Annotated in this window: 21 protein-coding genes; 12 read left to right on the forward strand and 9 right to left on the reverse strand. The window is 61.5% G+C overall.

All coding sequences use genetic code 11. The features are described 5' to 3' along the window. Positions 1–24: 24 nt before the first annotated feature. Entirely contained in the window at positions 25–2,037 is a 2,013-nt protein-coding gene (gene tkt / locus UC34_RS21355) for a transketolase (protein WP_044457103.1), read from the reverse strand. Between the two features lie 197 nt (positions 2,038–2,234). Between tkt and UC34_RS21360 the strand changes: the two genes are divergently transcribed. The 7 genes from UC34_RS21360 (at position 2,235) to tnpC (ending at position 7,787) form a co-directional block, all read left to right on the forward strand. Further along, positions 2,235–3,161 carry a spermine/spermidine synthase domain-containing protein gene (locus tag UC34_RS21360; RefSeq protein ID WP_052811174.1) on the forward strand — a complete coding sequence of 309 codons (927 nt, stop codon included), beginning with the start codon at positions 2,235–2,237 and terminating at the stop codon, positions 3,159–3,161. 228 nt (positions 3,162–3,389) lie between these two features. Further along, on the forward strand, positions 3,390–3,812 hold the full coding sequence (locus UC34_RS21365; RefSeq protein ID WP_044457104.1) for a VOC family protein: 423 nt from the start codon (positions 3,390–3,392) through the stop codon (positions 3,810–3,812). Between the two features lie 94 nt (positions 3,813–3,906). Next, positions 3,907–4,680: a 16S rRNA (uracil(1498)-N(3))-methyltransferase gene (locus UC34_RS21370; RefSeq protein ID WP_044457105.1), complete on the forward strand. Its 774-nt coding sequence runs from the start codon at positions 3,907–3,909 to the stop codon at positions 4,678–4,680. Between the two features lie 49 nt (positions 4,681–4,729). After that, a complete protein-coding gene (locus tag UC34_RS21375) occupies positions 4,730–5,338 on the forward strand; it encodes a YidB family protein (protein ID WP_044457106.1) in 609 nt (202 codons plus the stop codon). Then, positions 5,310–5,798, forward strand: a complete 489-nt coding sequence (tnpA, locus tag UC34_RS21380) for an IS66-like element accessory protein TnpA (RefSeq protein ID WP_084070255.1) — start codon at positions 5,310–5,312, stop codon at positions 5,796–5,798. Before UC34_RS21375 ends, tnpA begins: the two co-directional genes overlap by 29 nt. After that, entirely contained in the window at positions 5,795–6,142 is a 348-nt protein-coding gene (gene tnpB, locus UC34_RS21385; RefSeq protein ID WP_044453173.1) for an IS66 family insertion sequence element accessory protein TnpB, read from the forward strand. The genes tnpA and tnpB overlap by 4 nt, the downstream gene beginning before the upstream one ends. A gap of 58 nt (positions 6,143–6,200) precedes the next feature. Further along, positions 6,201–7,787: an IS66 family transposase gene (tnpC, locus tag UC34_RS21390; protein ID WP_044453172.1), complete on the forward strand. Its 1,587-nt coding sequence runs from the start codon at positions 6,201–6,203 to the stop codon at positions 7,785–7,787. Positions 7,788–8,094: 307 nt separating this feature from the next. On the opposite strand, the gene UC34_RS21395 is transcribed toward tnpC, so the two are convergent. From UC34_RS21395 to UC34_RS21405, 3 genes are all read right to left on the reverse strand, one after another. Further along, positions 8,095–8,643 (reverse strand): barstar family protein, encoded by a 549-nt coding sequence (locus UC34_RS21395; protein WP_044457107.1) that lies wholly within the window; start codon positions 8,641–8,643, stop codon positions 8,095–8,097. A gap of 7 nt (positions 8,644–8,650) precedes the next feature. Then, positions 8,651–9,052: a guanyl-specific ribonuclease gene (locus UC34_RS21400; RefSeq protein WP_418303911.1), complete on the reverse strand. Its 402-nt coding sequence runs from the start codon at positions 9,050–9,052 to the stop codon at positions 8,651–8,653. Positions 9,053–9,405: 353 nt separating this feature from the next. Next, on the reverse strand, positions 9,406–11,709 hold the full coding sequence (locus UC34_RS21405) for an NADP-dependent malic enzyme (RefSeq protein ID WP_044457109.1): 2,304 nt from the start codon (positions 11,707–11,709) through the stop codon (positions 9,406–9,408). A gap of 454 nt (positions 11,710–12,163) precedes the next feature. Between UC34_RS21405 and thiL the strand changes: the two genes are divergently transcribed. The 4 genes from thiL (at position 12,164) to UC34_RS25515 (ending at position 15,923) form a co-directional block, all read left to right on the forward strand. Beyond that, entirely contained in the window at positions 12,164–13,168 is a 1,005-nt protein-coding gene (gene thiL / locus UC34_RS21410) for a thiamine-phosphate kinase (RefSeq protein WP_044457110.1), read from the forward strand. Then, the gene (locus UC34_RS21415; protein ID WP_044457111.1) at positions 13,165–13,686 is read left to right on the forward strand and encodes a phosphatidylglycerophosphatase A family protein; all 522 of its coding nucleotides are present in this window, start codon (positions 13,165–13,167) and stop codon (positions 13,684–13,686) included. The genes thiL and UC34_RS21415 overlap by 4 nt, the downstream gene beginning before the upstream one ends. Positions 13,687–13,930: 244 nt before the next feature. Beyond that, a complete protein-coding gene (locus UC34_RS21420) occupies positions 13,931–14,431 on the forward strand; it encodes a CinA family protein (protein WP_044457112.1) in 501 nt (166 codons plus the stop codon). A 131-nt stretch (positions 14,432–14,562) separates the two neighbouring features. Further along, positions 14,563–15,923 (forward strand): IS3 family transposase gene (locus UC34_RS25515; RefSeq protein ID WP_418303912.1). Its coding sequence is split into 2 segments (ribosomal slippage): positions 14,563–15,037 and positions 15,037–15,923, totalling 1,362 coding nucleotides; the frame shifts between segments, so codons are not numbered across the junction. Positions 15,924–16,041: 118 nt separating this feature from the next. Here UC34_RS25515 and pyrF read toward each other — a convergent pair. Together pyrF and corA are read right to left on the reverse strand one after the other, a co-directional pair. Next, positions 16,042–16,854 (reverse strand): orotidine-5'-phosphate decarboxylase, encoded by an 813-nt coding sequence (gene pyrF / locus UC34_RS21435; RefSeq protein WP_044457113.1) that lies wholly within the window; start codon positions 16,852–16,854, stop codon positions 16,042–16,044. A 173-nt stretch (positions 16,855–17,027) separates the two neighbouring features. Then, the gene (gene corA, locus UC34_RS21440) at positions 17,028–17,990 is read right to left on the reverse strand and encodes a magnesium/cobalt transporter CorA (protein ID WP_044457114.1); all 963 of its coding nucleotides are present in this window, start codon (positions 17,988–17,990) and stop codon (positions 17,028–17,030) included. Positions 17,991–18,385: 395 nt separating this feature from the next. Here corA and UC34_RS21445 point away from each other — a divergent pair, with 395 nt between their 5' ends. After that, positions 18,386–19,261 (forward strand): mechanosensitive ion channel family protein, encoded by an 876-nt coding sequence (locus tag UC34_RS21445; protein WP_052811175.1) that lies wholly within the window; start codon positions 18,386–18,388, stop codon positions 19,259–19,261. A 27-nt stretch (positions 19,262–19,288) separates the two neighbouring features. Here the strand turns inward: UC34_RS21445 and mtgA are convergent, their stop codons facing one another. From mtgA to lpxO, 3 genes are all read right to left on the reverse strand, one after another. Further along, on the reverse strand, positions 19,289–20,038 hold the full coding sequence (mtgA, locus tag UC34_RS21450) for a monofunctional biosynthetic peptidoglycan transglycosylase (RefSeq protein ID WP_044457115.1): 750 nt from the start codon (positions 20,036–20,038) through the stop codon (positions 19,289–19,291). A 9-nt stretch (positions 20,039–20,047) separates the two neighbouring features. Next, a complete protein-coding gene (gene aroE, locus UC34_RS21455) occupies positions 20,048–20,920 on the reverse strand; it encodes a shikimate dehydrogenase (RefSeq protein WP_044457116.1) in 873 nt (290 codons plus the stop codon). A gap of 101 nt (positions 20,921–21,021) precedes the next feature. Beyond that, positions 21,022–21,918 carry a lipid A hydroxylase LpxO gene (gene lpxO / locus UC34_RS21460; protein ID WP_044457117.1) on the reverse strand — a complete coding sequence of 299 codons (897 nt, stop codon included), beginning with the start codon at positions 21,916–21,918 and terminating at the stop codon, positions 21,022–21,024. Positions 21,919–22,143: the final 225 nt, after the last annotated feature.

Consider the following 22,143-nt stretch of genomic DNA (forward strand, 5'->3'; position numbering starts at 1 on the left):
GTATCTCCGTAGGGTCTAACGAAATCAGCCAAGCACGGACTTGACCGTCGCGACCACATGGTCGACGGTGAAGCCGAAGTGTTTGAACAGCACGCCGGCCGGGGCCGACTCGCCGAAGGTATCGATGCCAACCACGCCGCCTTCCAGGCCGACGTACTTGTGCCAGAACGCCGTCACGCCGGCTTCGATGGCCACACGCGGCACACCGCGCGGCAGCACGCTCTCGCGGTACGCCTTGTCCTGACGGTCGAACACGTTGGTCGACGGCATGGACACCACCCGCGCGGCGATTCCCTCGGCAGCCAGCACGTCGGCGCCCTTGAGGGCCAGATCCATTTCCGAGCCGGTCGCGATCAGAACGATCTGCGCGTTGGCGGCGTCACGCAGCACATAGCCGCCACGACGGATATCCGCGATCTGCGCATCGCTGCGCGACACGAACGGCAGATTCTGACGGCTGAGCACCAGGCTCGACGGACCGTCGTGACGTTCCACTGCGGCCACCCAGGCGGCCGCCGTTTCCGTCGTATCGCACGGACGCCACACGTCCATTTGCGGAATCAGGCGCAGGCTCGAGACATGCTCGATCGACTGGTGCGTCGGGCCGTCTTCGCCCAGACCGATCGAGTCGTGCGTGAACACGAAGATCGAGCGCAACTTCATGAGCGCCGCCATGCGCAGCGCATTGCGGCTGTAATCGGAGAACGTCAGGAAGGTGCCGCCGAACGGGATGTAGCCGCCGTGCAGTGCAATGCCGTTCATGATCGCGCTCATGCCGAATTCGCGCACACCATAGTTGATGTGGTTGCCGAATTGCACGCCTTGCGCATTGGCGCGAACGGCCTTGCTGGCCTTCCAGTTCGTGAGGTTCGAGCCGGTCAGATCTGCCGAGCCGCCCAGGAACTCCGGCAGCACCGCCGCGAGACCTTCGATGGCCAGTTGCGACGCCTTGCGCGTCGCCACCGTCTCTGCCTTTTCGTTGGTCTTGGCAATGAGCGCCGCCGCCGCCGACTTGAAGTCGCCCGGCAGTTCGCCCTTCATACGGCGCTCGAATTCGGCAGCTTGCTCAGGGAATTGGCTGCGATAGGCGGCAAAACGCTCGTTCCAGGCGGCTTCGGCTTGTTGACCGGCGGCCTTCGCATCCCACGCAGCGTACACTTCGGCCGGCACTTCGAACGGCGGCAGATTCCAGCCCAGCGCAGCACGCGTCGCCGCGATTTCGTCGGCGCCCAGCGGCGCGCCGTGCACGTCGTGACCGCCTTCCTTGTTCGGCGCGCCCTTGCCGATCAGCGTCTTGCAGCAAATCAGCGTCGGACGATCCGACGTCTTGGCTTGCGCAATGGCAGCGTCGACCGCGTCGGCATCGTGACCATCGATACCGCGAATCACGTTCCAGCCATATGCCTCGAAGCGCTTCGGCGTATCGTCGGCAAACCAGTACTCGACGTCACCGTCGATCGAGATGCCGTTATCGTCGTACAGTGCGATGAGCTTGTTCAGACGCAGCGTACCGGCCAGCGAACAAGCCTCGTGCGAGATACCTTCCATCAGGCAGCCATCGCCGAGGAATGCATACGTATAGTGGTCAACGATATTGTTGCCCGGACGGTTGAATTCCTTGGCGAGCAGCGCTTCGGCGAGTGCGAAGCCCACGGCGTTGGTAATGCCCTGGCCCAACGGCCCCGTGGTCGTCTCGACGCCCGGGGTGATACCCACTTCCGGGTGGCCCGGCGTCTTGCTGTGCAATTGACGGAAGTGCTTGAGTTCTTCGATCGGCAGGTCGTAACCCGTGAGATGCAACAACGAGTAAATCAACATCGAGCCGTGGCCGTTCGACAGGACGAAGCGGTCGCGATCGGCCCAGTGCGGATTGACCGGGTTGTGCTTGAGATGGCGGCCCCAGAGAGCGACCGCGATATCGGCCATGCCCATCGGCGCGCCAGGGTGACCGGAGTTGGCCTGTTGGACCGCGTCCATGGAAAGGACGCGAATGGCAGAGGCCATCAGCGCAGCCGTTGCAGGAGAGGAGTTCGTCATGGTGACCAGCCGGAAGAGCGGGCGTGCCCCGTTGCCGCGAGCTGCCGCGCGAAATTCAAATGCAGGAAAAGACCAAGATTTTACCAGAATCGACCCTTGCCCGGGTCGATCACGGCGAACTTCCTCAAAGCACGGGAACGTGGAATCATGCGAAGAAGTGACGTGATCGACACAAATTAGAGGAAGTTGTCTTAGCAATGCCCACCAAACGCGACACCCTCACCGCCGATTCCAGCCATGAAATGCCCGGTACGCCGCTTGCGGGCACGTCGTTTGCCGCACCACTCGGGCCGTGGGCAGGCTATACGTTCGCAGGGCACACCGTCTACGCGGCGACATCGGCGCATCAGCACATCGAGATCGTGGATTTACCGGCGTTCGGCGATCTTGGGCGAGCATATCGGCTCGACGGCCGTTTCATGGCGTCGCTGGCGGACGCTCACATCTGCCATGAATGCATGGTGCACCCGCTCCTGCTTGCGCATGGCGACGCGCAACGCGTGCTCATCCTCGGCGGGGGCGATGGCGGCTCGGCGCGGGAAGTCCTGCGTCACGCCAGCGTAAAGGAAGTCGTCGTTGCGGAGCTCGACGCACAGGTGCCCGCAGCCATCCTGCAGCACATGCCGACGCTGCCCGATGGCGCGTTCGACGATCCGCGTACGACACTCGTCGTCGGGGACGCACGGGATCTCGTGGAGGCCGCCATGGCGAAGGGCGACCGATTCGACGCCGTGGTCTTCGACCTTACCGAAGCCGATGGCGACGCCGCCTCCCTGCACGACGCGCCGTTCTTCAGCAACGCCCGCTCCCTGCTCACGCCACGCGGCGGCATCGCGCTGCAACTCGGGGGCCCGTGGCTCGAAGGCGCTCGGGTACGCCGCATGCTCGACGCGTTGCGCTCGGTGTTCGTCCATGTCCTGCCGATGACTGCCTACGTGCCGCTATACGGCACGCAATGGGCGCTCGCACTGGCCAGCGACACGCTCGGCATGCGCGAACTTGGCGCACTCGCGTCCACCCCGCTGCCCGCTCCACTTCAAAGGTTGCGGCATTACTCACCGTTGCGCCACGCGGTGCTCTTCGACATCGCGCCGGAATTACGCGACGTCCTCGGGCAAGGGTGACGGAAGATACGACGGAGGAGACAACGGAAGAGACGACGAAAGCGGTGACGGCAGCGGCCATGGCAGCAGCACGTTAGCGTATCGGGGAGCGGCGTGCTTTGGCATCCCGCCGCGCATGACCGCGACATGGGTGAAGTGCCTACGCGTTCCTTGTATATTGGGAACTCGTCTCGACTCATCGGCCTACCCCTCGATCCGCCCGGCCGGCGACTTCACCGGAGCACCGACATGTCCGATCCCCGTCCATCCCACGTGCCATGGCTCACGCCCTACCTGACCGTGCGTGACGCCAAAGCCTCTGCGGCGTTCTATGAACAGGCGTTCGGCTTTACCGTTCACGACATGGTGGACGACGATGGCGCCGTCATGCATGTCGAAATGTTCTATCAAGGACAACTGATCCTGATGTTCGCGCCCGAGGGCGCATTCGCGACGACGGCACGTACCCCACGCACCTCCGGCATTGAGGCGCCCCAGAGTTTTTACGTCTATACGGAAGACGTCGACGCGCTCTACGCCCGCGCGACAGCGGCTGGCGCCAAGGGACTCATGCCTCCGAGCGACCAATTCTGGGGTGATCGTTTCTGCCAGTTGGAAGACCCGGACGGCTATCGATGGGGCTTCGCCCGACCGGTCACGCCACGCAGCTAGACGCCTTCCGGTATGAGCCTTCGGGGCGTTGCGGTATGCTTCGTCCCCGAAGTCCCCGCGTCACCCACGGCAAACCCTCTTCCTCCTTGCCCCAATGCCTCGCTTTTTCATCGATGCGCCGCTGCACGCCGGCGCTCTGCTCGATCTTCCCGATACCGTTGTCCGTCACGTGCAGGTATTGCGCCTGAAGGCGGGCGATGCCCTCACGGTGTTCAACGGCACAGGCGGTGAATATCCGGCAGTCCTGACAACGCTGGAGAAGCGCCATGCCACAGCGCAACTCGGGGATCACGATACTCGGGAAGCCGAGCCGCCGTATCACGTGACGCTGGCACAAGGCATCGCCGGCGGCGACAAGATGGACTGGCTGATCGAGAAAGCCATTGAGCTTGGTGTGGCGGAAATTCAGCCGCTGGCGACCGAGCGCTCGGTCATTCGGCTCGATGGTGAGCGCGCCGCGAAACGCGTTGCCCACTGGCAGGCGCTCGTCCAGGCAGCGTGCGAACAATGCGGTCGCAACCGCGTACCGCGCGTGCTGCCCATCCGTTCTATCGGGGCGTGGCTAAGCGATCCGGAAGTGGGCCGAAAGTCCGATCAGGGCGGTGAGCGGGATGCCATAAAAGGGGACGTATGGCGTGTGCTATTGTCACCTAGAGCAGACAGCGGATTCGATTCGCTACCGCGGGAAGCGCCATCGCAACCCGGCGTGCTGCTCTTCGGCCCGGAAGGCGGGCTGGCGCCTAACGAGGAAGCGCTCGCGCGGCAAGCCGGATTCACGGCGATTCGCCTTGGGGAGCGTATTCTTCGGACCGAAACGGCGGGCATTGCAGTGCTCGCCGCGTTGGCTGCCCGCTGGGGCGGCTGGTAAGCATCGATGATTCAGAAAATGGCCTCACAAGCCTAAAGGAGTAATCGTCATGGGTATCCTCGATAACATTCTCGGTAGTAGGCCCGGCGCTCAGGCCGGTGGTGGCGGGTTCGACACGAAGACATTACTTCTCATGGGCTTGCTCGCAATGATTGCGAGCCGTTCAGGCAACGCACAGGGACAGAACGGCGAAGGCGGTGGTTTGCTCGGCTCGTTGGGCGGCGCCCTTGGCGGCATGCTGGGTGGCGGCGCAACGGCGGGCGGTGCGGCGGGTGGTCTGGGCGACCTGTTGGGTGGACTCCTCGGCGGTGCGCAATCGCCTGCGGCCGGTGCGGGCACGCCGACGACGTCTCCCGGCGATCTGATCGGCTCGCTCGGCGGACTCGGCGGTCTGACGCAGATTCTCAGCCAGGGCGGACTGGGCGAGGCCGTGAACTCGTGGGTCGGCACCGGCGCCAATCAGCCCGTGACGGCAGATCAGGTCACTCAGGCGCTCGGTCCGGGCGGGCAACTGCAGCAATTGGCAGGCACCGCAGGCATTTCCGAGAGCGAGGCGGCACAGGAGTTGTCGGCCCTTCTGCCTCAGGTCGGTAAAGGCTCGAGGAGTACCGTCTTGATGCGAGGAGAGTATGTGGGTACTTTTGCGTCCACCAAATGAAATGGTGGGCACAAAAGTGGACAAGGTTTTGAGTGTGGCTGTGGAAGCGGTACCTTACCGACGAGCGAATTTCCCAATGGAGTTCAAGCGCGCGACGGTCGAGGCAACGTTAAGGCCAGGTGCGTCGGTTGCTTTGACAGCGCGCAAGGCAGGCATCAACGCCAACTTGTTATTCAAATGGCGCCGGCATTATCTGGCTGGCGCTTACGGTGATGTCACACCTGAGCTTGTTACTCGCCAGAGTTCCGCGGCTTCGGTGACCGAGTTTGTTCCCGTGACGATCACGAAGGCTCTCGTTGGCATCGCCACGCCGACGGCAGACCAAGCAGTCCCGACCTCACGATGTTCATCGAGGCACGAGGGGAAGATCGAGTTGGTGATGCGTGGCGGCACAATGCGCTTCGATGGTCCGCTGAGTTTGGAGTTACTGCGCGAGTTGATTTCGGAGCTACGCACATGATCGGGTTGCCCTCGAACACGCGTGTGTGGATCGCCGCTGGCGTGACAGATATGCGCTGCGGCTTCAATGGTTTAGCTGCCAAGGTCGAGTCGGTGCTGCATAAGGATCCGTTCTCGGGGCACATCTTCCTGTTTCGTGGTCGTCGTGGTGATTTGCTCAAAGCGCTGTGCTGGAGCGATGGCGGATTGTGCTTGCTGGCCAAGCGGCTGGAGAAAGGTCGCTTCGCGTGGCCACGGGCCGATGGTGGTGTCGTGGCACTCACCACTGCGCAGCTCTCACTCTTGCTTGAAGGGTTCGATTGGCGCGAGCCCATCGACGCGGCTCGCCCACGCAGTGCGAGATAACGTATTTTTTGGGAGATATCCGATAGGCAGCGGGCGCACTGGACGATAGGCTTACGTCATGAGCTTCTCCCGCGCCAATCTGCCTGACGACATCGATGCCCTCAAGGCGTTGGTGTTGGCTAGCCAGCAGGTTTTGCACGAGCGCGAAATACAGCTCGCCGCGCTGCAAACGCGCCTCACATCGCGCGAGCAAGAGATTGCGCATTTGAAGCTGCTCATCGACAAGCTCAAGCGCATGCAGTTTGGACGAAAATCCGAGAAGCTCGCACGCCAGATCGAACAACTCGAGCTGCGTCTGGAGGACTTGCAAGCCGCCGAAGGTGCCACCGAGGCTGCCACGCCGATTAAGTCCCAAGTAAAAGTCCGATCCGAGCGCCAGGCGCTGCCAGAACACCTTGCGCGTGAAGAGCGCGTCTACCTACCCGAGGCCGAAGATTGCCCGGCCTGTGGCGGCAAACTCAAGCCGCTGGGAGAAGACGTCTCGGAGCAGCTCGAATACGTGCGAGCGCACTTCCGTGTGATTCGCCACCGCCGCCCCAAGCTCGCTTGTGCGTGCTGCGACACGATTGTGCAGCAGCCGGCACCGAGTCGCCCGATTGAGCGTGGCGTGGCTGGCCCCCATCTGCTCGCGCACATCATTACCAGCAAATTCCTCGATCACCAACCGCTGTACCGCCAGCAGGCGATCTATGCCCGTGACGGTGTGGAACTCGAGGCCGGGCAGATGGGGCATTGGCTGGGGCGCGTGAGCTGGTTGTTAAATCCGCTGGTGGATGCTGTGCGTGCCTACGCGCTGGGCGGCACCAAGGTCCACGGCGATGACACACCATTGCCGGTGTTAGAGCCCGGGCGAGGTAGCACCAAGACTGGACGGCTCTGGGTGTACGTGCGTGATGACCGGCCGTGCGGCTCCCATGAGGCACCTGCCGTTTGGTTTGCTTACACGCCTGATCGACGGGGCGAGCACCCACAGCGACATCTGGCAAGCTTTAACGGGGTGCTGCAAGCCGATGCGTTTGCCGGTTACGCGCCACTTTATGAAAACGACAGCATCCGCGAAGCGGCGTGCATGGCGCACGCGCGACGCAAGATCTACGACCTGCATGCGGTACGCCCCAACGCCATTACAGAAGAAGCTCTGCACCGCATCGGCGAGCTATATCGCATAGAAGCCGAAATCCGGGGCAAACCACCGGACGAGCGACGGCAAGTGCGACAGGCACAGGCTGTACCTCGGCTCGAAGCGTTACGGCAGTGGTACGAATCAGTGCTGCCAACACTCTCTGCGAAGTCCGACACCACCCGCGCGATTCAGTACTCCCTGAACCGCTGGCCCGCGCTCGCCTATTACTGCGAGGACGGGCAGGCGGAGATCGATAACCTGATTGCCGAGCGTGCGCTGCGCGGCGTGGCGATTGGCCGCCGCAATTATCTGTTTGCCGGCGCCGACTCGGGCGGTGAGCGTGCTGCGGCGATGTACAGCCTGATCGGCACGGCACGCTTGAACGGCATCAACCCCGAAGCCTACCTCGCCTACGTGCTCGAGCGCATCGCCGATCACCCGGTCAATCGGATCGACGAGTTGCTGCCATGGAACGTGGCGCAGCAACTGCCTGACATCGCCAAGATCGAACCCATTCGCTAACCGCCATTTACCGCCGCGTCAACAACCCGATCTACGGTACACATCGAGCGCTTACTCAGGTCGTCAACCACCTCACGCCGAATGGCGCAGTCGCGCAGGATCAGCCACTCGATCTGGCGTCACTGGCTCAACAGTTTCTCGGGGGTGGACGGGCTGGCTGAGCAATCCGCGCCTGCCAACGAAAAAGGTCCGCATGGCGGACCTTTTTTACTCGACGCGATCAGCGGATAGGCGCGAATTCAATGTCTTTGCCTGTCGCGTTGCTGGACGTCACATCGTTTCCGCCGTCTCGAGCGACGGCATCGATTCAAGCGAAGGAATAGAAAACGCGGAAGCTCACACGCCGCTCCGCCCAGAATTCGGCGGCATCGCGAAAGACTTCCAGCAGCGTTTCACGCCCGTCCTTGTCGAACTTCGTGGCGATCGGCAGACCTTCGAGCACAACCACAAACCCCGGCTGCGGTCCACAGTGGCTCACGAGATCCGTCAGACAATCGTGCAAGGCGTCGTAGTTCTTCCCGAAATGCTTAGGGAACAGGAACGATGTGGCGATCGTTTCCAGCACTTCGGCCTTGCTTTGCGCCTGCGAACAGTTGGCGTACAGGAAGTGTTGCCCGAGTCGCTCGGCCTCCGCCGCCAGTTCCGGCACGCGGAATGCACGGATCGACTGCACGATATTGGGCCTGACGGCCTGGAAAAGACTCATATCTCCCTCTTCCGATAGGCTACGGCGATGGCCGGCCCGCGCGACAGCATGCAGGCCCAGCACCTGCTTGAACAAGTTACCCTCGCCCGCACCGAATGGATCTGCCATAAGATCTTTCCCGCGTTCTTGTGCGAAAACCGGCTCACTCATACTGCTGTCATTCCCTTATGCGTTCAAAGCTGTTGTAGTGGTCTTGGGTGTAGTAACACGGATCCACCGCACGTTGGTTGCCCCCGCAGATGATGCGTCTGGCACCTCTATTGCGGGCACCGGGAGTTGGCACCGTATATTCATGGTAATAGCCACGCGGCATTTTGGGCAGGCGCTTCTCGTAGTTTCCGAACGTGATGCCATCTTTGGCATAAGGAAACGGCCCGCCCTGAGCAATCAGCGTCAGCGTGCGCTGCGCTTCACGTGGCAATTCGGCAACGGAAACCGTTGCCATTTGATCCGTGACGGAAGGCGCGGTTTCACGCGCCGTCGCGTTGGCCCCCAGAAACACGCTACTCGCCGCAGTCAGTGCCACGATGCTCCGGTGAAGCCAACGTGCCATTGTCATAGCTAGCTGTCGCCCGGCGTCGGTTTGCGCTGCGGGCCCGTTCTGGTGGGTGAAGCCGTAAGGTTATCGCTATTGCTCACGAGAATCAATGTCGGCTTACATTTTGCAACCAAACGACTCAACAAATTCATGAAAACACAAGGTTTTTCACGACAGTAAGCACCCACATGAAGATATACGATGCAAAAAAGCGTCGCCAAAATAGCAAAACGCCGCCCCGAATTGGGGCGGCGTTTTACGCGTTTCATCGGCCAATTGCCGACTAAATACCGACAAACCATCGGCACCGTCGGTGAACCCGAGCAAACGCCAGGTGAACAACGTCGGCTTACCGCAGCGCGGCAGCCAAAAAATCAGCGCACTGGTTGCTGCGCCGCCGCGTCGGCCACGACGAGCGCTGCCATATTGATGATTCGGCGCACCGTGGCCGATTCGGTCAGGATGTGCACCGGCTTGGCCGCGCCCAGCAGGATCGGCCCGATCGCCACGTTGTTGCCCGCCGCCGTTTTGAGCAGATTGTAGGCAATATTGGCGGCGTCGATGTTGGGCATCACCAGCAGATTGGCCGCGCCAGTCAGCGTCGAGTCCGGCATGATGCGCGCACGGAGCTCCGGGTCCAGCGCGCAATCGCCGTGCATTTCGCCGTCCACTTCGAGTTCCGGCGCACGCTCCTGCAAAATCGCCAGCGTATCGCGCATCTTGCGTGCGCAGTTCGCATCACTCGTACCAAAGTTCGAGTGCGACAACAGCGCGACCTTCGGCTGAATGCCGAAGCGACGGATTTCTTCAGCGGCCATCAGCGTGATTTCCGCCAGCTGTTCGGCCGTGGGATCCTGGTTGAGGTGTGTGTCGACGAGGAAAATCTGGCGATTCGGCAGCACCAGCGCGTTCATCGCTGCATAGACGTTCCCACCCTCGCGCTTGCCGATGACGCGATCGATGAAGTGCAGATGGCGGCCCGGCGTCGACACCGTACCGCAAATCATACCGTCCGCTTCGCCCTTGCTCACCAACATGGCCGCGATCAGCGTCGTACGGCGGCGCATTTCGACGCGCGCATACGAAGCCGTCACCCCCTTGCGGTTTGTCAAACGGTGATATGTCTCCCAGTAGTCGCGATAACGCTCGTCGTGCTCGGGGTTGACGATGGTGAAATCGACGCCCGGCGTCAGACGCAGGCCGTACTGCTGAATGCGATGCTCGATCACGGCCGGACGCCCCACCAGAATCGGCGTGGCCACACGTTCGTCCACGAGCACCTGCACGGCGCGCAATACGCGCTCTTCCTCACCTTCCGCGAACGCGATGCGCTTCTTGTCGGCCGGCACGCTGCGTGCGACCGAGAACAGCGGCTTCATCAGTCCACCGCTGTGGTAGACGAACTGCTGGAGCGATTGCGAATAAGCGTCGATATCGGCAAGCGGACGCGTTGCCACGCCTGCGGCCATTGCGGCTTCCGCCACCGCTGTCGCCACTTTGACCAGCAGGCGCGGATCGAAAGGTTTCGGAATCAGATACTCCGGCCCGAACGACAAATTCTTGATGCCGTAGGCCGACGCAACGATGTCGCTCTGCTCCTGACGAGCCAATTCCGCGAGCGCGTTCACGGCAGCGATTTCCATCGAACGCGTGATGGTCGTGGCGCCCACGTCGATGGCGCCGCGGAAGATGAACGGGAAGCACAGCACGTTATTGACCTGATTCGGATAGTCCGTGCGGCCCGTCGCCATGACGCAATCCGGACGCACCTCCTTGGCCAGTTCGGGCGTGATTTCCGGGTTCGGATTGGCCAGCGCGAAGATCAATGGCTTATCCGCCATCGTCTTGACCATCTCCGGCTTGAGCACACCGGCCGCCGACAGCCCGAGGAAAACGTCGGCACCGCCGATGACCTCGGCAAGCCCACGCGCGTCCGTCTTCTGGGAGAAACGGATCTTCTCCGGATCCATCAGCTCTGTACGGCCCTCGTAGACCACGCCGGCAAGGTCCGTCACCCAGATATTCTCGATGGGCAGTCCCATGTCGACGAGCAGGTCGAGACAGGCAAGCGCCGCAGCGCCGGCGCCCGACGTGACGACTTTGACCGACGACAGATCCTTGCCCACCACCTTCAGACCATTGATGAGCGCCGCCGCCACCACAATGGCCGTGCCGTGCTGATCGTCATGGAAGACCGGGATCTTCATGCGTTCGCGCAGCTTGCGCTCAACGATGAAGCACTCCGGGGCCTTGATGTCCTCCAGATTGATTGCGCCGAACGTCGGTTCGAGCGCGGCAATGATGTCGACCAGCTTCTCCGGGTCTTTCTCGGCGATCTCGATATCGAACACATCGATATTGGCGAACTTCTTGAACAGCACGCCCTTGCCTTCCATCACCGGCTTGGAGGCCAGCGGACCGATATCGCCGAGCCCGAGCACCGCCGTGCCGTTAGTGATCACGCCGACAAGGTTGCCGCGCGCTGTGTAGCGCGACGCGTTGAGCGGATCGACGACGATTTCCTCACACGCGGCGGCGACGCCCGGCGAGTAAGCCAGCGCCAGGTCGCGCTGGTTCAGCAACTGCTTGGTCGGCGCGATGGCGATTTTGCCGGGAGTGGGAAATTCGTGATACTCGAGCGCAGCTTCGCGCAGTTTCGGATCGATCGGCGTGGGCATGAGGGGAAGCTCTTGGCGAACAGAAAAGATCAAATTTTCAGTGCGAATTGTAGCCCTATTTATTCATGCCATTTATGCAAAAAACGGATAAGGGCCACACCCACGCTGACGCAATTCCAAGCCGATAGTGGCGAAAAAAATTGTCGAATTCAACGCTGCATCGCACCATCGACTGGATTTTCAGACAAGGGCCGCGTTTTGTTTGAGGGGTTGTCCGAGACCGGCATCGGACGCGCCTGAAAACGGGATTTGCACCGTTTGTCTGCTTGGGAAAGCACGAACTGCCTCTTAGAATAGGGGCTTGCATGGCATCGCATGCCATCCCGGGCCAGACCCGATTCGCATCTGACCGAAATTGCCTCTCGCTAAGCCGCATTCGGCGCATTCGACACATCCAATGCTTCGATGCTTCGTTCCCCCGTCTTCTGGCCGTTCGTCTGACTTCTTGCTGCCCATGACCACGACATCCCCAACCGGTTCGTCATCATTGTCCGAGTTCTCGCTGATCGACCGCTTCTTCGCGGGGGCGACGCGTCAGGGCGAGCACGTTACGCTCGGCATCGGAGATGACTGCGCGCTGCTGCGCCCGCCTGCGGGAGAGCAACTGGCGATATCGACCGACATGCTCGTGGAGGGCAGGCATTTTTTTGCGGACGTCGATCCACGCTCGCTCGGTCACAAGACGCTCGCCGTCAATCTCTCGGATCTCGCCGCCATGGGGGCGCGCCCGTTGGGGTTCACGCTGGCGCTCGCCCTACCCGAAAGCGACCCCGCATGGCTGGCGCCGTTCGCGCAAGGACTCACCGAACTGGCAGACCGATACGCCTGTCCGCTGGTGGGCGGCGACACGACCCGTGGCCCGCGAAATCTCTGCGTGACGGTCTTCGGTAGCGTGCCGACGGCACAGGCGTTGCGGCGCGACGCGGCGCAAGCGGGCGACGACATCTGGGTCTCCGGCACATTGGGCGATGCGCGACTGGCACTCGGCGGCCTGCGCAGCGAATGGACACTCGCAGACGAAGATCTCGCACTCGCGCGGCGTGCGATGGATCTGCCGGAACCGCAGGTGGCGCTTGGTCTGGCGCTTCGAGGCGTAGCGCGTGCCGCACTGGACATCTCGGACGGTCTGCTCGGCGATCTCGGTCACATTCTCGAGCGCTCGGCGATGAGCGCGCGCATCAACGTCGATGCCGTCCCCCGCTCATCGCTGCTGGCTGCGCAGTCGCTCGACGTTCAGCGCCTTTGCACACTCGCGGGGGGAGACGATTACCAGCTTTGTTTCAGTGCCGATGCCGCACAGCGCGGGCGAATCGAGGCCATTGGCAACGAACTCGGCATACGGGTCACGCGTATCGGTACAATAGCGCTTCCCGACGCGCGCCGAACGATGCTGCATCTCCATGACAAGACTGGCGCGAGCGTCGTTGCCGACTTCAAAAGTTTCGACCATTTCCAATGAGCACTGATCAAACGGCCGCCGTCAATCCGGGCAGCGGCCCGCGCCGGCCGAACTCGCGGTTCCTGCTGTCGCATCCCGCGCATCTGTTTTCCCTTGGCTTCGGCACGGGCTTGTCGTCGTTCGCGCCCGGCACAGTGGGCACGCTTTTCGGCTGGGCGTCGTATCTGGTGCTCAATCTGTATCTCACGGTCACGGACTGGGCAGCATTGATCGCCGTATCAATCGTCGGCGGCATCTGGATTTGCGGTTTCACGGCACGCAAGCTCGGCATTCAGGATCCCAGCGCCGTCGTCTGGGACGAGATCGTCGCGTTCTGGATCGTGCTGCTGTTGATAACGCCGGCGAGCTTCGTCGGGCAACTCGTTGCCTTCGTGCTGTTCCGCTTCTTCGATGCGGTCAAACCGCCGCCGATCAGCTATTTTGATCGCACCGTCAAAGGCGGCCTGGGCATCATGCTGGACGACCTCGTGGCCGCATTCTGCACGTTGCTCGTCATTGCGCTGTGGCGCTCGATCTGAGCGTGGCGTTACGTGGTATTACGTAGTAGCACGCGGCATTACGTGGTGCCGCGCGATGACGCCGTTCGCCGCGCGGCGCCTGCACGCCGAGCGGCATATGAGCGTCGGTGGTACACCATTCCGTGCGGATTTACCCGTTTTCTGCTGGTTTCGCGTTCGTTCCGTATTCGTTCCGTATTCGTTCCGTATTCGTTCCGTATTCGTTCCGGTATTCGTTGCATCGACTTCTTGAAGGCGTCGTCCCGTGGTCTCCGAACAAAATCTTTTGGCCCAACTGTCGGTGAAAGTCGGCAACCGTCTGCGTGACGAACGCCTGCTGCTGGCAACGGCCGAGTCGTGCACAGGTGGCCTCGTGGCCGCCGCGATTACGGATATTTCCGGCAGCAGCAACTGGTTCGAGCGCGGGTTCGTCACCTACTCGAATCAGGCCAAGTCGGAGATGATCGGCGTGCCGCCCGAACTGATCGAAAAGCATGGCGCGGTCAGCGAACCCGTGGCGCGCGCCATGGCCGAGGGCGCCCTGCTCAATAGTCGCGCGCAAATCTCCCTGTCGATCACCGGCGTCGCCGGTCCCGGCGGCGGCACCGCAGACAAGCCGGTCGGCATGGTGTGCTTCGGGTGGAGCAATCGCATCACGACGATCGTCGAGACGAAACACTTCAAGGGCGATCGCACGCAGGTTCGCAGCCAGGCCGCGCAGCACGCCTTACGCGGTGTCATCGAACTGTTGGACAAGGAAGCCTGAGACGTCAAGCCGCGCGCAAAGACGTCGAGCACGTCGGCGGATGCATCGGACCCCACCATAAAAAAACAGCGCCCGCGGAATGAACTGACCCCCAAGAGTTGGACATAAATCCAACCCTTGGGGGTTTTTGCATGACGAAGTACGACGAGGCGTTCAAGCGCCGCGCAGTTCGTGAATATCTAGACGGTGGGCGTGGCAGCCGGCATGTAAGCCAGAAGTACGGTGTTGGTTGTACGGTGCTACGGCGTTGGGTGAATGCTTATCGGGAGCATGGCGACGCAGGGCTTCGCAAGAAGCACGAAACCTATAGTGCCGAGTTCAAGATGTCGGTGCTCCAGCACATGTGGCATCACGAGCTGTCGTACCAGCGCACATGCGCGGTGTTCGATTTACGCGAAGGCAATAGTGTCAGCCGTTGGGAGCGCCAGTATCATGAGGGTGGTTTCGAAGCTCTCAAGCCTCGCCGTAAAGGCCGGCCACCCAAGATGTCCCAACCCAAACAGCCACCCCAGCCGACGACGCCCGGCGACGAGCGTGCGCGTGAAGACCTGCTCAAAGAAATCGAATACCTGCGCGCGGAGGTGGCGTACCTAAAAAAGTTGGACGAACTGCTCCGGGCCAAGGAGCAGACAGCGCCAAAGAAAAAGCGCAAGCGGTGAGCACATTGCGTGAGCGTCACCCGCTCGGGGCACTGTTAAAGATTGCTGGCTTAGCGCGTAGCACGTTCTATTACCAGATGACGGTGGCCAAGGCCGGAGATCGTCATAGCGTGCTCAAGGCGAAGATCGCGCAGGTCTTTGCGTACCACAAGGGTCGCTACGGCTACCGCCGCGTGACGGCCACGCTGCGCCAGAACGGTACTCTCGTGAATCACAAGACGGTGCAACGCTTGATGGCACTGCTGCGGCTCAAGTCGCTTGTGCGCCCTAAGAAGTACCGCTCCTATCGGGGAGAGGTCGGGCGTATCGCGCCTAATCTACTGGCTCGTCAGTTCGAGGCCAAACGACCCAACGAGAAATGGGTGACGGATGTCACGGAATTCAACGTTGACGGTAAGAAGCTATATTTGTCGCCGGTTTTAGATCTCTACAACGGCGAGATCGTAGCTTGGCAGACCAGTGAGCGGCCTGACTTTGCACTCATCCAAGGCATGCTGGACAAGGCCTTTGTGCGTTTGGCCGAGGGCCAAGCGCCAATGCTTCATTCCGATCAGGGCTGGGCTTATCAAATGCGGGCATATCGCGAACGGCTTGCCGCACGGGGCATGTCACAGAGCATGTCTCGCAAAGGCAATTGTCTGGATAATGCCGCCATGGAGAGCTTTTTCGGCACGCTCAAATCCGAGTGCTTTCGCCTGGCGCACTTTGACAGCGTTGATCAACTACGCCGAGCGATTGCCGAGTACATCCGTTATTACAACCACGATCGCATCAAGCTCAAGCTAAAAGGGCTGAGTCCTGTGCAGTACAGAACCCAGCCCTTAACCACATAACTTTCCCGTCCAACTTTACGGGGTCAGTTCAGAATGCGAAGCGCTGTTTTTTTGGGGGCTCGTCACGTCCCGGCATTGCGCCAAGGGGACACGCGCGCGCCGAAGCCTCCGTCGACGATCAGCGATAGGCGTTGATGCTATCGCGCGTCTTTTTCGCGGCTTCTGCGGCAGCTTGCGCAAAGTTCTCGTCGCGCCCGGCATAGATGATGGCGCGCGATGAATTGATCATCATGCCCGTGCCGTTGGCCGTACGCCCGGCGGTCACCGTCGCCTCGACATCCCCGCCTTGCGCCCCGACGCCCGGAATCAGCAGGGGCATATCGCCGACGATGCCGCGCACCGTCGCGATTTCCGCCGGGAACGTAGCGCCGACGACCAGACCGATCTGGCCGCTGGTGTTCCACGGCCCTGCCGCCAGTCGCGCCACTGTCTGATACAGCGGCTTGCCGTCGACATCCAGAAATTGCAGGTCGCTGCCGCCTGGGTTGGACGTGCGGCACAACACGATCACCCCTTTTTCCGAGTGCGCCAGATACGGTTCGAGCGAATCGAAACCCATATACGGGTTCACCGTCACCGCGTCCGCGCGATATCTCTCGAATGCCTCACGGGCATATTGCTCGGCAGTGCTGCCAATGTCGCCGCGCTTGGCATCCAGAATCACGGGCAAGCCCGGATGATTGGCGTGGATGTGCGCGATCAATTGTTCGAGCTGGTCTTCGGCGCGATGCGCCGCGAAGTAGGCAATCTGCGGTTTGAACGCACTGGTGTAGGGTGCGGTGGCATCCACGATCTGTCGGCAAAACTCGAAAATCGTATCCGATTTGCCTTGCAGATGTGCGGGAATACGCGACGGCTCGGGGTCGAGCCCCACGCACAACAGCGAATTGTTGCGCGTCCAGGCGGCGTTGAGAACTTGGGTGAATGTCATGACGGTATTCCAGCGGGGTTCCAACGGTGGTAAGCCGGCGGCAATGATTCGAGACGGGGCCAATCCAGCAAGGCCGACATTTTACCTGCTCGGCCGGTTTGCTTCGTGAGGTTCGCGTCGCTCGCGTCGGAAACCGTCGTTGACACAACGTCATGTCGACGCGCTCAAGCGACTCAGTCAAGCCAGCCGCGATGGCGGAAATACAGGAATGGCGCGATCGCCGAGAGGATCATCAGACCGATCGCAAACGGGTACCCGGCCTCCCAGCGCAGTTCCGGCATCATCTGGAAGTTCATGCCGTAGATACTGGCAATGAGCGTCGGCGGCAAAAACGCAACCGCCGCCACCGAGAAAATCTTGATGATCTTGTTCTGGTTGATGTTGATGAAGCCGATGGTGGCGTCCATCAGGAAGTTGATCTTGTCGAACAGATACGCCGTATGGTTATCGAGCGACTCGATATCGCGCATGATCTGTTTGCCTTCCTGGTACTGCTCATCCTTGAGCATGCGGGCGCGCATCAGAAACGAGACCGCACGTCGCGTATCCATAACGTTGCGCCGGATACGCCCGTTCAAGTCTTCCTGTGCCGCAATGCTCTCGAGCGCCTTGGCAGCGTCGGCATCGGTAAGGTTCTTGCCGAGCACCCGCTTGCTCACCTCCTCGAGCGCGGCGTACACGCCCTCGAGCGAATCGGCCGAGTACTCGGCGTCGGTCGAATATAGATCGAGCAGGACATCCATCGCGTCGCGCACGGAGCCAGGACGAATCCGTGCGCGCATGCGCACCAGACGGAACACCGGCAAATCTTCGTCGTGCACCGAAATCAGCAGATCCTTGACCACGACGAAAGCCACCGGCACGTTACGCGACTGCTCTTCATCGTCGAGCAGAAAATCGGTGCGGATATGCAGCACGCCGTCATCGTCCTCGTAATAACGCGCGGACGCTTCGATGTCGGTCACTTCGTCCCGTGACGGCAGTTTGACCTTGTAGGCGTCTTCGACCCAGCGGCGCTCCTCTTCGGATTCGCTGTGCAGGTCGACCCAGACCGGCGTAACACTGGCCAGATCACTGGGATGGTCACAAGTCACCTGTTGCAGGCGGCCGTGGTGGATGACGAAAGCGTTGATCAAACGAGGTTCTCCCTGCTTCAAGGCGACGCCAAGTGTAGCAGCCGCGCCACAGTCACGCCAATGGCGGCACGCCGCGGCACAGCGCCCGCATGGCTTCCCTTGTCGGCCGCCGCCGGAATCGTTCGTAGGAATAGTCCTAAATGGGGTGAATTTACAGGTTTCGGCAAGCCGCCGTCGCTGGCGCGTCGAACCAATGGACGCACTTTGCGTCAACCTTGATGTCGGCAATCAAGGTCGACATCGTTTAGCCATGGCGCGAGATACCTGACACAGCCGCGCATTGTCCGACAGGACCAACGCTCGCACCATATGCTGTCACACCAGCCTTGCTCAAACATTCGAGCCACGCCAATCGCGCCAACCATGCAAACCCAACCAATAGGGAGAAATGATCCATGACGGAAGTCACCACGCCGCTCACGTCTTTTGACGCTGTGATGGGTTTCCTCGCGGCCAACGCCGTTCGCTACGGCCTGACATTCCTGCAGGCGGTGCTGATCCTGCTGGTGGGTTTCTGGATTGCCAAACGACTGTCCCGCCTGATTCACAAGACACTTAGCCGCTCGCAGCATTTCGACGCCACGCTCAAACCGCTCATCGAGTCGGTCGTGTTGTGGTCGGTGCGCATCATCACGATCATCGCGGTGCTTGCGCAATTCGGCGTACAGACCGCCAGCATCATCGCGGTATTGGGCGCCGCCGGTCTGGCCATCGGCCTCGCCTTGCAGGGCACGTTGCAGAACATCGCCGCCGGCACCATGCTGCTGGTGTTGCGCCCGTTCCGAAACGGCGACTATGTGACGGCAGGCTCGGCGGTTGCCGGCACGGTGGAGGAAATCGGCCTGTTCACCACTACACTCACGAATGCCGACGGCATCTATGTCTGCGTGCCGAACAACCAGATCTGGGGCCAGCCGATCACGAACTACAGCCGTAACGCGACGCGTCGCATGGAGGTCACGGTCGGCATCGCGCTCGACGACGATCTCGACGCCGCCATGCAGGCGCTGCGCCAACATGTCGCCGACGACGAACGCGTTCTCGACAATCCCGCCCCGGAAATCATGGTCAAGCAAGTCAGCGACAGCGCCATCATCCTGAACGTGCGTGTCTGGTCGCTGCTGGGCAACTACTGGGGCCTGTACTGGGATCTGCAACGTAACGTGAAGGAAACCGTGGAGGGCGTCGGTTGCTCACTGCCCTACCCGACGCGGACCGTTGTGCAGGTGCCGCCGCAGGTCGTCCCCGACTCGGCGCAACCGCGCCACTGATCGCCGGTTCGCTGCCGATCGAAACGACTACTGCGGCAACTCCGCCGCGCCCATACGTCGCGCAATGACGCCTGCGCGTTGTGCGAGGTACGGCGAATTGCGGTGTGTGTCGAAATAGCGCGGGCGCGGCAACATGACCGCGAGCCGCGCGGCCTGCCAGGGCGAGAGCTTCGACGCCGGAATGCCATAGTAGTAACGCGCGGCCGCCTCGGCGCCGAACACGCCCTCGCCCCACTCCACCGAGTTGAGGTAGATCTCGAAGATGCGCTGCTTGTCCATCCAGAATTCGAGCATCCACGTGATGGTGAACTCTTCGGCCTTGCGCAGATAGCTCTTTTCGCTGGACAGGAAGAGGTTCTTCGCGAGTTGCTGCGAGAGGGTCGATCCCCCGGCGACGATACGCCCCTTCTTCTGATTTTTTTCCCACGCCCCGAGCATCGCGTCGATCTCGTAACCATCGTGGTTCACGAAATTCGCGTCTTCGCTCGCAATGATCGCGCGCTTCAGATTGCGCGAGATCTGGTCGTACGGCACCCATTGATGCTTGAGGGTCGCGTTCCGATCGGTCTCGCGCAGACGCGCTTCGGCCGCACGCATGAACGCGGTCGATTGCGGATCGAAGCGCACCCACCAGCCGATTTGCAGGAAGTAATAGAGCTGTGTCGCAAGCACCCCTGCGATCAGCAATGTGACGAAGTAACCCGCCCATCGCCACGGCCCCCAGGTGCGCTTGCGCGCAGCTCGGGAGGTACGTGAAGTGCGTCGCTGCGCCGCCATCGCCGAAGCTCAGCCTTTGGCGCTCAGGCGCGCGCGCAGCGCCGCACGCACGCCGTCGGTCGACGGGCGCACGCCACGCCACACGGCGAACGCCTCCGCTGCCTGCTCGACGAGCATGCCCAGACCGTCTGCCGTGCGGGCGGCGCCGGCTGACAGCGCGTGCGACATGAAAACGGTCGGCTGCGCGCCGTACATCATGTCGTATGCGAGCGAACCGGCGGCATACGTGCCCGCCGGCAATGGCGGAACTTCGCCCTGAAGGCTCCCGGCCGTGGCATTGATCACGACGTCGAATCCCTGTGGCACCGCAGCCCAGCCGCCACCCGCGAGCGCCACATTGTGACGCTTGGCCGCGTCGGCAAAGCGCGCGACGAGTTCTTCCGCCCGCGCTGCCGTTCGATTGGCAACGAAGAGCGAGGCGGGCGTCGCTTCGATCAGCGGCAGCATAGCGCCGCGCGAGGCGCCACCGGCGCCGAGCAGCAACACGCGGCGCCCTGCGATCGATACCCCGAGCGGTCCTTCGATATCGCGCACCAGCCCGACACCATCGGTGTTGTCGCCGGCAATACCCTGCGCATCGAACACCAACGTGTTGACGGCGCCCGCCGCCTGGGCTCGCTCGGTCAGACGGTCGGCCAGTGCATGCGCTTCCAGTTTGAAAGGGACAGTGACGTTGGCGCCACGCGCCCCTTGTTCGATGAAGCTACGCACCGTAGCGGCGAACGCATCGAGCGGTGCGAGCAGCCGTTCATAGGTCAGCCGCTGTCCCGTCTCGCGCGCAAACTCCGCATGAATGAACGGCGACTGGCTATGTTCGACAGGATGGCCGATCACGGCGTAACGATCGGTGGGCGATTCCCCGGCAGGCGTTTGGTTTGTCATCTTTTTTCAAAGACGCGGCGCCTGGCATTGTGCTCAGGCGCCGCGATGTCTCACAGCAAATTGGGGGGGCGGGCCGGTGGCCCCGATCTAGCAGGCGTCGATCACCAGAGGATCCATAGCAGGATGCCGCCGAACAACGCCCATTTCACCGCATAGTACACGTAGCGGTTCCACGCCTTGAGGCGTTTGCCGACGAGGCGGATCGAGTAAATATACTTGAATGCCCGGTTCAGCCCGCCGGTGCGGTCCCCCGCCTCGTTCGGCGATGCAGCCGCCCCCATCAGATGGCGGCCGAACCAGTGATTGACACGCTGGGTCCAGCGATACGCCATTGGCCGCTCAATGTCACAGAACAGGATGATACGGTTCCGACCGCTCTGGTTCTCGGCGTAATGAATATAGGTTTCGTCGAACACGACGCCTTCACCGTCGCGCCAACTGTATCGCTGTCCATCCACGTCGAGATAACACCGGTCGTCGTTCGGCGTAACGAGTCCGAGGTGATAACGCAGCGATCCCGCATACGGATCGCGATGACGTACCAGCCGACTGCCGTGCGGCAATTCGGCGAACATAGCGGCCTTGATCGTCGGGATCTTGCGCACGAGCTCCGTCGTCACCGGGCACAGATCGCTCGCCGACGGATGCGCATCGTCATACCACTTCAGGTAGAAGCGCTTCCAGCCGCTCTTGAAAAACGAATTGAAACCGACATCGTTGTACTGATCGGAGGCTTTGATGCGGCGGGCATCGAGCAGCGCCATCGCTTCGTCGCGGATCGCTTCCCAGTTCTGGCGCAACGGCTCGAGCTCCGGGAAGTGCTCGGGTTTGAGATAGGGCGTCGTCGGCACGCGGGAGAACGCGTACATGAACACGTTCAGCGGCGACAGAAATGTCGAATGATCCGAGAGCTGGCGGAAGAATTTATGGCGAACCTTACCGCGGAAATGCACGTACACAGAACAAGCAGCAATGATCGCCAGAACAATCCATTTCATGGCGGACTTTCCAAATCGAGGCAAACCTCGCAATTATAAAAATCTTTGGAAAGTTTTACCGTGCACGATCCCTGCGTACGGACAGATCAGGTCGGTCTGCGAGAGGCATTTCCACGCGATGTCTGGCCATCGGGTGACGGCCTGACGACGGGTCGGCGGTGGGGAGGTGGGCGCGGCGTTCCCGATAAAGTGCGCGACGATGCCGGGTTCGAGAATGCGAGCGGT

The sequence above is a fragment of the Pandoraea vervacti genome (assembly GCF_000934605.2).
Classification (GTDB): Bacteria; Pseudomonadota; Gammaproteobacteria; order Burkholderiales; family Burkholderiaceae; genus Pandoraea; species Pandoraea vervacti.